This window comes from Agrobacterium sp. V1, assembly GCF_030518355.1.
In the GTDB taxonomy this organism is placed as follows: domain Bacteria; phylum Pseudomonadota; class Alphaproteobacteria; order Rhizobiales; family Rhizobiaceae; genus Agrobacterium; species Agrobacterium cucumeris.
The window spans coordinates 1,483,903-1,496,635 of the sequence record NZ_JAULSF010000001.1; the positions used below are offsets into that span (position 1 = coordinate 1,483,903).

Sequence of the window (12,733 nt, forward strand, 5' to 3'; positions counted from 1 at the left end):
GTTTCTCCGAAATCAGCAATTATCCCGCCGGTCACTTTCGGTATCGCTCGGTAACGTCTTTCAAGAGGCCTTTTTCTTGGCTTCTTTCAGCGCTTTCGCCCGCTCGCGCACCACTGTTGCCCGGCCCGGCTTCACTTCCTGGCGCGCGCGCCCGAAAGCCAGCGCATCATCGGGAACGTCATCGGTAATCACGCTGCCGGATGCGATGTAAGCGCCTTCTCCAATCGTCACGGGCGCAACCAGCGACGAGTTCGACCCGACAAAACTGTTCGCACCAATCCGCGTTTCAGCCTTGTTGTAACCGTCGTAATTGCAGGTGATGGTGCCTGCACCAATATTGCTGCCGGCACCGATGAAGGCATCTCCGATATAGGTCAGATGGTTGACCTTGGCGCCCTCGCCGATCTCGGCCTTCTTGACCTCACAGAAATTGCCGACCTTGGAATTGGCATGCAGGTTGGCGCCTGGACGCAACCGCGCATAGGGACCGACGGTCGCACCTTCAGCAACATGAGCGCCTTCCAGATGCGAGAACGCATGGATGACGGCACCCGGCTCGATCGTCACGCCGGGACCGAACACGACATTCGGCTCGATCAGGGCATCCTGCCCGATCTTCGTATCGAAGGAGAGGAAAACCGTCTCCGGCGCGATCATAGAAACGCCGTCCACCATCAGTTCATGGCGGCGGCGCTCCTGCCACAGCTTCTCGATAAAAGCCAGTTCGGCACGGTTGTTGCAGCCGACCAGTTCGGTTTCCGGTGCATCGATCGCCACGGCGCGACGGCCGAGCGAACGGGCGATTTCAACGATATCGGTGAGGTAATATTCGCCTTTAACGTTGCTGTTGCCGATCCGGTCGAGCAGATCAAGGGCATTACGGCCGTTGATCGCCATCAGGCCGCTATTGCACCAGGTTACCTTGCGCTCTTCGTCGGTTGCGTCCTTTTCCTCGCGGATCGCCACCAGCTCGCCATTCTCAACCAGCAACCGGCCATAACCTGTCGGACGCTCGGTGTGGAAGCCGATCACGGCCACATCGGCACCGGCGGCAATCGCCTCGCGCGCCCGATCGAGCGTCGCCGACGTGATGAGCGGTACGTCGCCATAAGCGACGATCAGGTCATCGAAGCCGCGCTCGATGGCTGCGCGTGCGGCAAGAACCGCATGGCCGGTGCCTTTGCGCTCCGTCTGCACGAAAGCCTCGACCTCAAGACCCCTGAGGTTGGCAGCCGCGGCAACATTGTCAGCATCGCGCCCGACCACCAGCGCCACGGCACCAACGCCCGATCCAGCCACAGCCTCCACCACATGCGCAATCATCGGCCGCCCGGCAACCGTGTGCAGCACCTTGGATTTCGACGACTTCATGCGCGTGCTGTCGCCCGCAGCGAGAATAACGGCTAGAGAGCTGCGCTCCATAAGACCTCCAACACCCCGTTACCGGCCGCAGGGCAGCCGGGACAGTGGCATGTGTTTGACTTAACGCCAGCCGGTTGAACAGACAGGCGCATCGGTAATTACGTTCCGGCATTGCTATAACGGCGGCCCACTTAAGAAACCATGCAAATCCGCACCAAAATTTCCGCACCGATTTTCATCAAACGTGATCAGCGGCGGGAAGAAGTGATTTATTCAGCGCGGGTGACGGGCGGTGAATTGCAGGACCTGCTGACGACCATTTTCAATCAGCCTGCCCATTTCGCGGCGCGCCGCGGCCTCATCACGCAGACGAAACGCCTCGACAAGCCTTAAATGAGAGGCGGAGACATCGGAAATCTCGTTGGGATCGGCTTCCGGATTGCTCATCCGGAAAATGCCCGCCAGCGCCGCCTTGATCAGCGAACCGACGGTGCGCATGAACGGATTGCCGGACATTTCGGTGATGAGCACATGGAAATTCATATCCGCCAGCGCCCGTTTTTCCTTGGAATAAGCCGTATTGCCCATCTCGTTGGCGTAAGCAGCGAGCTTGGCGATATCGGCGTCTTTTGCCCTGATGGCGGCAAGCCCTGCGCCATAGGGTTCGAAAGCCTGACGGATATCATAGAGATGCAGCAGGAACTCGTCGCTGACACCTGCCTCGAAGTGCCAGAGAAGCACTTCGCTGTCGAACATGTTCCAGCTTTCGCGCTCCGTCACCCTTGTGCCGATGCGCGCCTTGGGAGAAATCATGCCCTTGGCGGTCAGCGTCTTCATCGCTTCGCGCAGCACCGTGCGAGATACTTTCAGCCGCTCCATCAGCTCGGCATCCCCAGGCAATATCTCGCCCGTCTTGAAGGTGCCGGAGACGATATCGAGACCGAGCTTGTGAACGACCTGTGCATGATTTGTCCGCAGCTTTCGAAAACCAATCGCCGCATCGAGCATTCCGCGCTGCAAGTGCCATGTCCTTCCGTTCGGTTGGCGACCTTTAAAAAAATCGCGCCAGACGTGTGTATCTCAAGTCAGATTATAGTGAAAAACATCAAGTCGCATGAAAAGCAAAGGTAAACTGCATCCATGCAGTAAAACGCATGAAAATAAGCAAGGCCGCACATTTCTCATGTGCGGCCTTGCTTCAGTAGCGATAGATAATCCGCATTATTGCGGCAGCTTGTCGTCCACGCCGGCAACGTAGAAGTTGAGGCCGAGCAGAACCTTGTCCTCGGCCTTTTCGCCAGCCTTCAGCCATTCCGAGCCGTCCTGCTTCTTCACCGGGCCGGTGAAGGGATGCAGCTCGCCCGACTTGATCTTGGCTTCGGTTTCCTCAGCCATCTTCTTCACGTCGTCAGGCATGTTGGTGTAGGGCGCCATGGTCAGGATACCGTCCTTCAGGCCATCCCAGATGGATTCCGATTTCCAGGTGCCGTCAAGCAAAGCCTGCGTGCGCTTGATGTAATAAGCACCCCAGGTGTCCTTGATGGCGGTGAGCTGGGTCTGCGGGCCGGCGGCGATCATGTCGGAAGCCTGACCGAAGGCCTTGATGCCACGCTCGGCGGCAACCTGCATCGGAGCCGTCGTGTCGGTGTGCTGCGTCAGGATATCGACGCCCTGGTCGATCAGCGCCTTGGCGGCATCGGCTTCCTTGCCGGGGTCGAACCAGGTATTGGCCCAGACGACCTTGAGCTTGAAGTCCGGGTTGACCGACTGTGCGCCGAGCACGAAGGCGTCAATACCCATCACCACTTCCGGGATCGGGAAGGACGCGATGTAGCCGGCGAGACCCTTCTTCGACATCTTCGCGGCGATCTGGCCCTGAATGTAACGGCCTTCATAGAAGCGCGCATTGTAGGTCGCGACGTTTTCAGCGGTCTTGAAGCCGGTGGCGTGCTCGAACTTCACCTTGGGGAACTTCTGGGCAACCTTCACGGTCGCATCCATGAAGCCGAAGGAGGTGGTGAACACCAGTTCGCAGCCGGAACGGGCCATACGCTCGATGGCGCGTTCGGCATCCGGGCCTTCCGGAACGCTTTCAAGGAACGGCGTTTCGATCTTGTCGCCGAAGTGCTTCTGCAGCTCTTCGCGGCCGATTTCATGCGCCTGTGTCCAGCCGCCATCGGTGCGGCTGCCGACATAGATGAAGCAGACCTTCTTGGCGTCGGCGGCTTCCGCCGAGGAAACGACGCCGCCGAGCGCCGCGACGGACGCGGCAAGTGCGATGACCAGTTTTTTCATTTTTACCCCTGTTGGTTTGGAGACTTGAGGATTCTTCTTCACCTGTCCGGCACGAAGGATTTGCCCAAAGATGCCGGTGTGTTGATCAAGGTCGTGCGGCGATTATGCGAGATGATGACCAGCACGACAATAGTTGCGAGATAAGGCATCGCCGAAAGCAGCTGCGACGGTACGCCGATGCCGAAGGCCTGCGCATGCAACTGGCCGATGGTGACGGCGCCGAACAGATAACCGCCCGCCAGCAGGCGCCACGGACGCCATGAGGCGAAAACAACGAGCGCCAGCGCAATCCAGCCGCGCCCGGCCGACATGTTTTCCACCCATTGCGGCGTATAGACCAGCGACAGCTGTGCGCCGGCAAGGCCGGCGCAGGCGCCACCGAACATGACCGCCAGATACCGCGTGCGGATGACGTTGATGCCAAGCGCATGGGCCGAGGCGTGATTGTCACCGATGGCGCGGATTTTCAGACCCGTGCGGCTTTTGAACAGGAACCAGCTGATGCCGAACACCAGCGCGATGGACATGTAGAAGATCAGGTCCTGCCGGAACAGCAGCGGACCAAAAAACGGGATCTCCGACAAGACAGGAAAGACGATCGGCTGCAGCTTGATACCAGGCAGGCCGACGAAACTCTCGCCCAGCATGCCGGAGACGCCGAGGCCGAGAATGGTAAGCGCAAGACCCGTTGCCACCTGGTTGGTGACAAGCGTCAGCGTCAGGAAGCCGAACAGCAGCGAAAACACCGCACCCGAGGCAATGCCGGCCAGAATGCCGAGATAGGGTGAACCCGTCATATGCGTGGCGGCGAAAGCACAGACCGCGCCCATGATCATCATGCCCTCAACGCCGAGATTGAGCACGCCTGAACGTTCCGCCACAAGCTCGCCCGAAGCGGCAATGACAAGTGGCGTGGCAGCGGTGATGACGGTGAGAAGAATGGCCTGAAGCATATCCATCATGCCGCTCCTTCTTTACGATGTGTCTTGCCGGCAAAGACCACCCGGATGCGATAGAAGATCAGCGTATCGCAGGACAAAACGAAGAACAGCATCAGCCCCTGAAACACCCGTGTCACCTTGTCGGAGACGCCGATCGAAAGCTGCGCCGCCTCACCCCCGAGATAGGTCAGCGCCAGCACCAGCCCGGAAAGGATGATGCCGAGTGGATTGAGGCGGCCGAGAAAGGCGACGATGATGGCGGTGAAACCATAACCCGGCGAAATGCTGGGCTGGAGATGGCCGATGGAACCGGAAGCTTCCGAAATGCCCGCAAGCCCGGCCAGTGCACCCGATAGCAGCAGCGAAAACCACACCATGCGGCTGGAGGAAAAACCGGCAAAGCGCCCTGCCCGCGCCGACTGGCCAAGTACGGTAACTTCAAAGCCCTTGAGCATGTAGCGCATCATGAACCACAGCGCGATGGCCGCGACGATGGCGAAGACGAAACCCCAATGCGCCCGGCCCGAGGCCAGCATTTCCGGCAGCACGGCGCTTTCGTTGAAGGGCTTGGTCTGCGGGAAATTGTAACCGCCGGGATCGCGCCAGATGCCACGCGTCAGCCAGTCGAGGAAAAGCTGCGCGACATAGACCAGCATCAGGCTGACGAGGATTTCATTGGTATTGAACTTCGTTTTCAACAGCGCCGGAATACCGGCATAAAGCGCGCCGCCGACAGCGCCCATCACCATCATCAGCGGCAGGATGAGCGGCGAGTGCCAGTCGGGATAAAGCACCGGCAGGATGGAACCGGTAATCGCGCCGATGGTGAATTGCCCTTCCGCGCCGATATTCCAGTTATTGGAGCGATAACAGATCGACAGGCCGACGCCGATCAGGATCAGCGGCGCAGCCTTGATCGCCAGCTCATGCAGCGACCAGACCTCGAGCAGCGGCTCGACGAAAAAAGCGTAAAGAGCATGAGCCGGATTTTTGCCGAGCATGGCGAACATGACAGCGCCGACAAGCAGCGTCAGCACCAGCGCCAGAAGCGGCGAAAGCAGGGTGAAAAGCTTCGAGACCCCCGCGCGTTTTTCAAGCTCAATGCGCATGCTGGGCGGCTCCCGAATGTGACGTGTGAATGCCGCCCATCAAAAGGCCGATCTTTTCAAGCGTCATCTCTTCCACCGGATGGGCATCGGAGAGCTTGCCATCGGAAATGACCGCGATATTGGTGGCGACCTCGAAGATTTCATCGAGATCCTGGCTGATGACGATGACGGCCGAGCCAGCCTTGGCAAGATCGACCAGCGCCTGGCGGATACGGCTTGCGGCACCCGCATCCACCCCCCAGGTCGGCTGGTTGACAACAAGCACCGCCGGTTGACGGTCAAGCTCGCGCCCGACGATGAACTTCTGGAGATTGCCGCCGGAAAGCGATCCCGCCAGCGGATCTGCACCGCTCTTGCGCACATCCATGGTTTCCGAAATGCGCCGCGCCGCCGCCCGGATCGACGAGCCGCGGATGATACGCAGGAAACCGCCGGTCAGAAACGCCTTGCGGTCGGAACGCGCCCGCGCCAGCAACAGATTGTCGGAAAGGCTCATGCCGGGAACCGCAGCGTGACCGTGGCGCTCCTCCGGCACGAAACCGGCACCCATCAGCCGCCGGCCATTGATGCCGATGCGGCCAACCGGCTTGCCACGCAGATGGATGGCGTCATTATTATAAACGGGATATTCGCCCGAAAGTGCATCGAACAGTTCGCCCTGCCCGTTGCCGGCCACACCGGCAATCGCCAGCACTTCACCGGCACGCACATTCATTGAAATCGATTTCAACGCCACGGCAAAAGGCGTGCGCGGCGCAACCGAAAGCGCCATAACCTCGATCTGCGGCGCGCCGAGCGCTTCCCCCGTTGCCCGCGAAACGCTTGCGACATCGCTGCCGACCATCATGCGCGCCAGCGATGCCGGCGTTTCCTTGCGCGGATCACACGCCCCCGTCACCTTGCCGTGACGCAGGACGGTGGCGCGATCACAGATGCGCTGCACCTCTTCGAGGCGATGGCTGATATAAAGCACCGAGCGCCCTTCGGCCTTCAGCTTCTCCAGCGTCTCGAACAGCTTGTCGGCCTCCTGCGGGGTCAAAACCGAGGTCGGCTCGTCGAGAATGATCAGGCGCGGGTTCTGCAACAAAGCGCGGACGATCTCGATCCGCTGGCGCTCACCGACCGAAAGATCGGCCACATGCGCATTGGGATCGAGCGGCAGGCCGTAGGCCCGCGACAGCGTTTCCGCTTCCCTGGCGATTTCCTTCAATGAAATTTTCGGATCGAGCGACAGGGCGATGTTTTCAGCGACCGTCAGCGCCTCGAACAGCGAGAAATGCTGGAACACCATGCCGATACCGAGCCTGCGGGCCTCGCTGGGCGAGCCCACGGAAACCGGCTGGCCCTGCCAGATGATGTCGCCTTCCGTCGGCGCAAGGACGCCGAACAGCATCTTGACCAGCGTCGACTTGCCGGCACCGTTTTCACCCAGAAGCGCATGGATTTCGCCCGGCGCAATATCGAGATCGATACCGTTGCAGGCGGCGAAATTGCCGAACAGCTTTGTCAGCTTGCGAACCGACAGGAGAGGCGTGGCCTCTGGCGCCAGATTTCCAGTCACTGATCCCCTCTTTCACCGGCTGTCCACGCTTTCTTCGAAGCATTTCAACAACAGTGGTCATTGTTCCCAATCCGGCAGCAATGCGTATGCAATGCTACGGGACCATGATTTATTGATAACCGTTTTGCTGCTGCGCACAACAGAAAAAGAAACTGCTTAAATGCAATTTGCACAAGCAATAAACGGCTTTAGATTTTTCTTACTTCGCACCGAGCGAGGGGAAGAACTGCAAGATTCCACCGATGCAATAAAGATAGATGCCGCTCACAACGAATGCGATCACCGCCCATGTCGGCGTTTCGAAATGCGCCAGCAGCGCATAACCGCCAAGCGCGCACCAGACGAACACGACGGCCAGATTGAGCGGACGCAACCTCTTCACCCGCACCGGATGCAGGAAGTTGATAGGCAGGAATGTCAGGAAAACCGAAACGGTGACGACAGTCATGGCCGTGGTTGCACTCGCATCCATGACGAACAGCGTGAAAACCACCATGTTCCACACCACCGGGAAACCCGAGAAGAAATATTCATCCGTCTTCATGCCCATATCGGCATAATAAATGGCGCTAGAGACCACGATCATGCCGGCGGCCACAAATGACAACGGCTCGCCGATCATGCCGCTCTGGTAAAGCGCAAAGGCAGGCAACAGCACATAGGTGACGTAGTCGATGATATTGTCGAGCGTATCGCCGGACCAGTTGGGCAGAACTTCCTTCACCCGCACCTTACGGGCGATGGGTCCGTCGATACCATCGACCAGAAGCGCAAGCCCCAGCCACCAGAACATATCGACGAAACGATGCTCGGCAGCGGCGACGACGCCGAGAAAAGCCAGGAACGAACCGGACGCCGTGAGCATATGCACGGAAAAGGCGCGGATTTCCGCGTAGGGAACACGCTTGTAGTTGAAAATTTTCATGGTCAGCGTCTGCGCCCCGCTTTTCATCCGCCCTGTTCATTCCGGTATGCGGCCATTCACCACGCTTTGCAACCGGCTCAATCCGCTTATCCTAAGACTAATATAGTGGCGCAACCAACGAATGTTTGCGCCCGGATGTTCCGGCGTCCAAGTGGATTTACCTGCGCAAAGCCTCTATGATGCTCTAGAAATAACAACGGATCAGGACCATGAGACACTTCGATATCGCCATCACCGGTGCGGGACTTGCGGGCCAGATCGCCGCCATAGCACTCGCCCGGGCCGGCCGCCACGTGGCGCTCGTTGCTCCTTCAAGCGAGAAGAAGGACCAGCGCACCACGGCGCTGATGGACCAGTCAATCCGTTTCATGGACCGTCTCGGCCTGTGGTCACGCATCGCGCCTGCCGCCGCGCGTCTCTCCACCATGCAGATCATCGACGGCACGGACCGCCTGCTGCGCGCGCCGACGGTGCAGTTCCGCTCCTCCGAAATCGGGCTTGATGCTTTCGGCTGGAATATTCCCAATGAGGCACTGCTCGGTGTTCTCTCGGAAGCAGTCGAGCAGGAACACAATATTACCCGTCTCGACACTTTCGCCGAAACGATCGACATCGGTAACGATCGCATAACGGTGACGCTGGCGAATGGCGAAACGCTATCGGCCGATTTTCTGATCGGCGCCGATGGCAGGAAATCGATGGTGCGGGACGCGGCCGGTATCGGCGTCAAATCCTGGTCCTACCCACAGACCGCCATCGTCCTGAACTTTGGCCATAGCCGGCCGCACGGCAATGTCTCGACGGAATTCCACACCCCCACCGGGCCCTTCACCCAGGTTCCCCTGCCCGGCAACCGTTCCAGCCTCGTCTGGGTCGTGACGCCGGAGCAGGCCGAGGAACTGACGGCGCTGCCGCTGGAAGCGCTGAGCCTGAAGGTCGAGGAACGCATGCAATCCATGCTCGGCGCGGTTACCGTCGAAGACAGCGTGCAGGCATGGCCGCTGTCTTCCATGACGGCGCACCGCTTCGGCAAGGGCCGCGTGGCGCTGATCGGCGAGGCCGCGCATGGTTTTCCGCCCATCGGCGCGCAGGGACTGAACCTCAGCCTGCGCGACATCATCGCGCTGACGGAACTGCTGGGCGCCGTCTCCGACCGGCCGATCGCGGCGGACGCCGGCAGCAGCTTCGACCGCAAACGGCGGGCGGATGTTTATAGCCGCACCCTGAGCGTCGATCTCCTGAATCGCTCGCTGCTATCGGATTTCCTGCCGGTGCAGATGGTGCGCGCGGCGGGCCTGCATGTGCTCTCCGGCATCGGCACGCTCAGAAGCATGGTCATGCGCGAAGGCATCGAACCGGGTCGTGGGCTGAAGGCCCTGCCCTCGCTGCTGTTCGGCAGCTTCAAAAAGGCTGGATGAAATAAACCACGCCGGTCAGCGTGAAGACAGACAGCACCGTCGAAATCAGGATCGTCGCCGAAGCCCGCTCCTGCCAGACATGATATTGCTGGCCGATGACGAAGACATTCGTCGCGGTCGGCAGCGCCGCCAATAGCACGGCGGAATAAATCCACACCGGTTCGAACCGCCCGAGCGACGACAGGACGAGATAAGCGGCAAGCGGATGCAGGATCAGCTTGGCCGGCACGATATAGCTGATCTCCACCGGCACCCGTTTCATGGGCCGAAGCGCCAGCGTCACGCCCATGGCAAACAGCGCGCAGGGAGCTGCCGATTGCGCCAGATAATCCACCAGCCGCTGCACCGCCTCCGGCGGCTGCCATGACAGCGAAGCGGCAAGAAATCCGGCAATCACCGAGACGATGAACGGGTGAGTAATGACCTTGCGCGCCACATCCAGCGCGAGCCTTCCAGCCGAGCGCTTGTCGCCGCCCGCAACCGCCATCATCGCCGGTGCGACGATGAAATGCGCGGCGTTTTCAAGGCAGACGATCAGCGCCACCGGCACCGCCGCCTTTTCGCCAAGCGCCAGAAGCGCAAGCCCTGGCCCCATGTAACCGATATTGCCGTAACTTGCCGCGAAACTCTGGATCGTGGTTTCGGCGAGGCTGTTCTTGCGGATAAACCGGCCGATCAGGAACACCAGCAGAAAAATGCCATAGGTGCAGGCAAGGCTGGCCGCCACGAAATCCATCCGCGCCAGCTCTTCCACCGGCGTTTTCGACACCAGCTTGAAAAACAGCGCCGGTAAGGCCGCATAGATGATGAAGGTGTTCAGCCAGCCCATCGCCTCGACCGGCTGCCTGGTGATGCGCGCCGCACCGTAACCGATGAAGATCAGACCGAAAAACGGCAACAGCAATCCAACGATATCAGCCACGGTCGTTCCTCAAGAGCATTTCCAGTAAAAGTGCGTAGCGGTTTTACGTCCGGAAAATGCGTAAAACAAAGAGGCAGGGCGTTTTCGTGTTTCGGGGAAAAACGGAAATGCTCCAAGTCCGCGAGAGGCTTAGCCGATTTTCATCAGGATCGGAAAGGTCTCCTGGAACCAGATCGCCACATTGGTGATAAAACCGGACATGAAAGCGATACCGGTAAGCACCAGAAGCACACCCATCACCTTTTCGACGAGACCGAGATGGCGGCGGAAGCGCACGAGGAAACGCATGAAGGAACCGGAAAACGCCGCCGCAATCCAGAACGGCACCGCAAGACCAAGCGAATAAACGGCAAGCAGCATCGCGCCGTCGCCAACCGTCTCGCGCGAGGCGGCAACCCCGAGAATGGCCCCCAGAACCGGACCGATGCAGGGTGTCCAGCCGAAGGCGAAGGCAAGGCCCATGATATAGGCGCCGGAAAGCGTTGCCGGTTTGCCCGCCCCCTGAAACCGCGCCTCGCGCGAAAACAGGCCGATGCGGAAGACGCCGAGAAAATTCAGGCCCATGAGGATAATGATGAAACCACCGATCTTGGCGAGAATATCGAGGTTCTGGCGCAGCAAGGTACCGATCGTCGAGGCGCCTGCCCCGAGCGCCACAAAAACAGTGGCAAAACCGAGGGTGAAGAAGAAAGCCGAAAACATCACGGCCCTGCGAATCTCCGGCCGCGGCGCCGTCTCCTCCGTCCTGAACTGCTCGACGGAAACACCGGCCATATAACAGAGATAGGGTGGCACCAGCGGCAGCACACAGGGTGACAGAAACGAAAGAGCGCCGGCCAGGAGCGCGGTGAACAGGGAAATATCGGCAATCGACAAGAGGAACTCCGCATCCCGCAAAGCCGCCACGATTTTGAAGATTCGCCGGCACTTCACGCTTCATTTTCGCGCATGTCATTGCTGCAAAACGATTTCATCCGTTTGCGCGACACGCCTGAAGCCGGTTTTATCCCCAGCCGCCCCCTCTCTCCAATCACCTTTTTGGGGGTGCGACAAAAAAAACCAGATTGATTGTCGAAAGCGCTTTTTTTGGGTTGACCGAACGGATCGCTCTACATATGTTCCGCGCACTTCCGAAGGGCAAATCAGCCCCGACACGGGAGAGCGTAGCTCAGCCGGTAGAGCAACTGACTTTTAATCAGTAGGTCCAGGGTTCGAATCCCTGCGCTCTCACCATCATTTCAATACCTTAGCATATGATCGCCTAAGCGGATAACGCGTAGATATCAATGCGCTTGTCGGCGCACGCGCACTTTTATGGCAAGAAGTCGTCACCGCCTGTCATCTTGCGGAATGGAATTATCTGGCCGAAAGGCAACGTCTCACAATGCGGTCTTCCCATCCTTTCAGGTCACTCCGGCCCTGATCAAAACGCCGGTTGCCGAATCGAAGTGTTCGCTCATGGCGGCTTCCGCAATATCGATGTTCTGGAGGCTGATGGCCTGGGCGATCCTTTGGTGGCAGCGGATGTTTTCCGTGCGGTTCTCCACCGTTGCACGGCTGCGCCAGCCGATGTCCCATGTCTGCTGCGTTATGACCCGGAACGAGCCGACGATGATTCCGTAAAGCGAGTTTCCTGAGGCCTGGGCAATTAGCTCGTGAAAACGGATGTCGAGTTCCATCAGAACATCTGGCGTATCGAGCGATGCGAACATGTCCTCCACGATTTGAAGAAGTTCCTGTGCTTGCGCATCCGTTCTGCGCAGGGAAGCAAGGCTTACCGTGCGCAATTCCAGCGTGCGGCGCACGTCCAGGACCTGCTGAACAGTCAGTTGTTTCATGCTCACCGTGTGGTCGAGGATCATGCTGAGCGGCGCAGCATCCGGCGCGGCCACGCGGGCGCGCCGCCCCGAGCTCACCTCCAAGATACCAAGCGCCGCAAGGGCGCGAAACGCCTCCCGGGTGACGGACCGCGACACGTCGAGCTCCGCCGCCATCGACGTTTCGCTGGGCATCAGGCTACCCGGCCTCAGCTCGTTTTCACGCATATAATGCCGAATGCCGACGACCGCACGCTCCACGAGACCGTCGGGAACACTCTCAACCTGTCCTACAGCTTTATCCATTTCGGAACAACCCTTTTAATATTTCGGTTGACAGCATAACTCCGAACTGTCAGACCTATAACAGAATATCAGGCAGA

11 protein-coding genes and 1 tRNA gene are annotated in these 12,733 nt (G+C 59.3%); 2 read left to right on the plus strand and 10 right to left on the minus strand.

Annotated features, from left to right (window positions below; all coding sequences use genetic code 11):
• Positions 1-60: 60 nt before the first annotated feature.
• The 7 genes from glmU to pcsA form a co-directional block, all read right to left on the minus strand.
• Positions 61-1,422 carry a bifunctional UDP-N-acetylglucosamine diphosphorylase/glucosamine-1-phosphate N-acetyltransferase GlmU gene (gene glmU, locus QSV77_RS07205; protein ID WP_302732959.1) on the minus strand — a complete coding sequence of 454 codons (1,362 nt, stop codon included), beginning with the start codon at positions 1,420-1,422 and terminating at the stop codon, positions 61-63.
• 213 nt (positions 1,423-1,635) lie between these two features.
• Complete coding sequence (locus QSV77_RS07210; protein WP_302733901.1) at positions 1,636-2,370, minus strand: FadR/GntR family transcriptional regulator; 735 nt, start codon at positions 2,368-2,370, stop codon at positions 1,636-1,638.
• Between the two features lie 213 nt (positions 2,371-2,583).
• Entirely contained in the window at positions 2,584-3,657 is a 1,074-nt protein-coding gene (locus tag QSV77_RS07215) for a BMP family ABC transporter substrate-binding protein (RefSeq protein ID WP_142840078.1), read from the minus strand.
• Positions 3,658-3,695: 38 nt separating this feature from the next.
• On the minus strand, positions 3,696-4,616 hold the full coding sequence (locus tag QSV77_RS07220; RefSeq protein WP_052819852.1) for an ABC transporter permease: 921 nt from the start codon (positions 4,614-4,616) through the stop codon (positions 3,696-3,698).
• Complete coding sequence (locus tag QSV77_RS07225) at positions 4,616-5,707, minus strand: ABC transporter permease (RefSeq protein WP_302732960.1); 1,092 nt, start codon at positions 5,705-5,707, stop codon at positions 4,616-4,618. The genes QSV77_RS07220 and QSV77_RS07225 overlap by 1 nt, the downstream gene beginning before the upstream one ends.
• Entirely contained in the window at positions 5,697-7,256 is a 1,560-nt protein-coding gene (locus tag QSV77_RS07230; protein ID WP_302733902.1) for an ABC transporter ATP-binding protein, read from the minus strand. The genes QSV77_RS07225 and QSV77_RS07230 overlap by 11 nt, the downstream gene beginning before the upstream one ends.
• A 211-nt stretch (positions 7,257-7,467) precedes the next feature.
• The gene (gene pcsA / locus QSV77_RS07235) at positions 7,468-8,193 is read right to left on the minus strand and encodes a phosphatidylcholine synthase (RefSeq protein WP_174031711.1); all 726 of its coding nucleotides are present in this window, start codon (positions 8,191-8,193) and stop codon (positions 7,468-7,470) included.
• Between the two features lie 209 nt (positions 8,194-8,402).
• Between pcsA and QSV77_RS07240 the strand changes: the two genes are divergently transcribed.
• Entirely contained in the window at positions 8,403-9,611 is a 1,209-nt protein-coding gene (locus QSV77_RS07240) for a UbiH/UbiF family hydroxylase (protein WP_302732961.1), read from the plus strand.
• Here the strand turns inward: QSV77_RS07240 and QSV77_RS07245 are convergent.
• Both QSV77_RS07245 and QSV77_RS07250 read right to left on the minus strand, forming a co-directional pair.
• Positions 9,595-10,533, minus strand: a complete 939-nt coding sequence (locus tag QSV77_RS07245) for an AEC family transporter (RefSeq protein ID WP_269699753.1) — start codon at positions 10,531-10,533, stop codon at positions 9,595-9,597. The two genes, QSV77_RS07240 and QSV77_RS07245, sit on opposite strands and share 17 nt — an antisense overlap.
• 129 nt (positions 10,534-10,662) lie before the next feature.
• Positions 10,663-11,409: a cytochrome c biogenesis CcdA family protein gene (locus QSV77_RS07250; protein ID WP_271361397.1), complete on the minus strand. Its 747-nt coding sequence runs from the start codon at positions 11,407-11,409 to the stop codon at positions 10,663-10,665.
• Positions 11,410-11,690: 281 nt separating this feature from the next.
• Between QSV77_RS07250 and QSV77_RS07255 the strand changes: the two genes are divergently transcribed.
• A tRNA-Lys gene (locus QSV77_RS07255) sits at positions 11,691-11,766 on the plus strand.
• Between the two features lie 170 nt (positions 11,767-11,936).
• Here the strand turns inward: QSV77_RS07255 and QSV77_RS07260 are convergent.
• Positions 11,937-12,656, minus strand: coding sequence for a FadR/GntR family transcriptional regulator (locus QSV77_RS07260; RefSeq protein ID WP_302732962.1), 720 nt, complete (start codon positions 12,654-12,656; stop codon positions 11,937-11,939).
• Positions 12,657-12,733 lie beyond the last annotated feature (77 nt).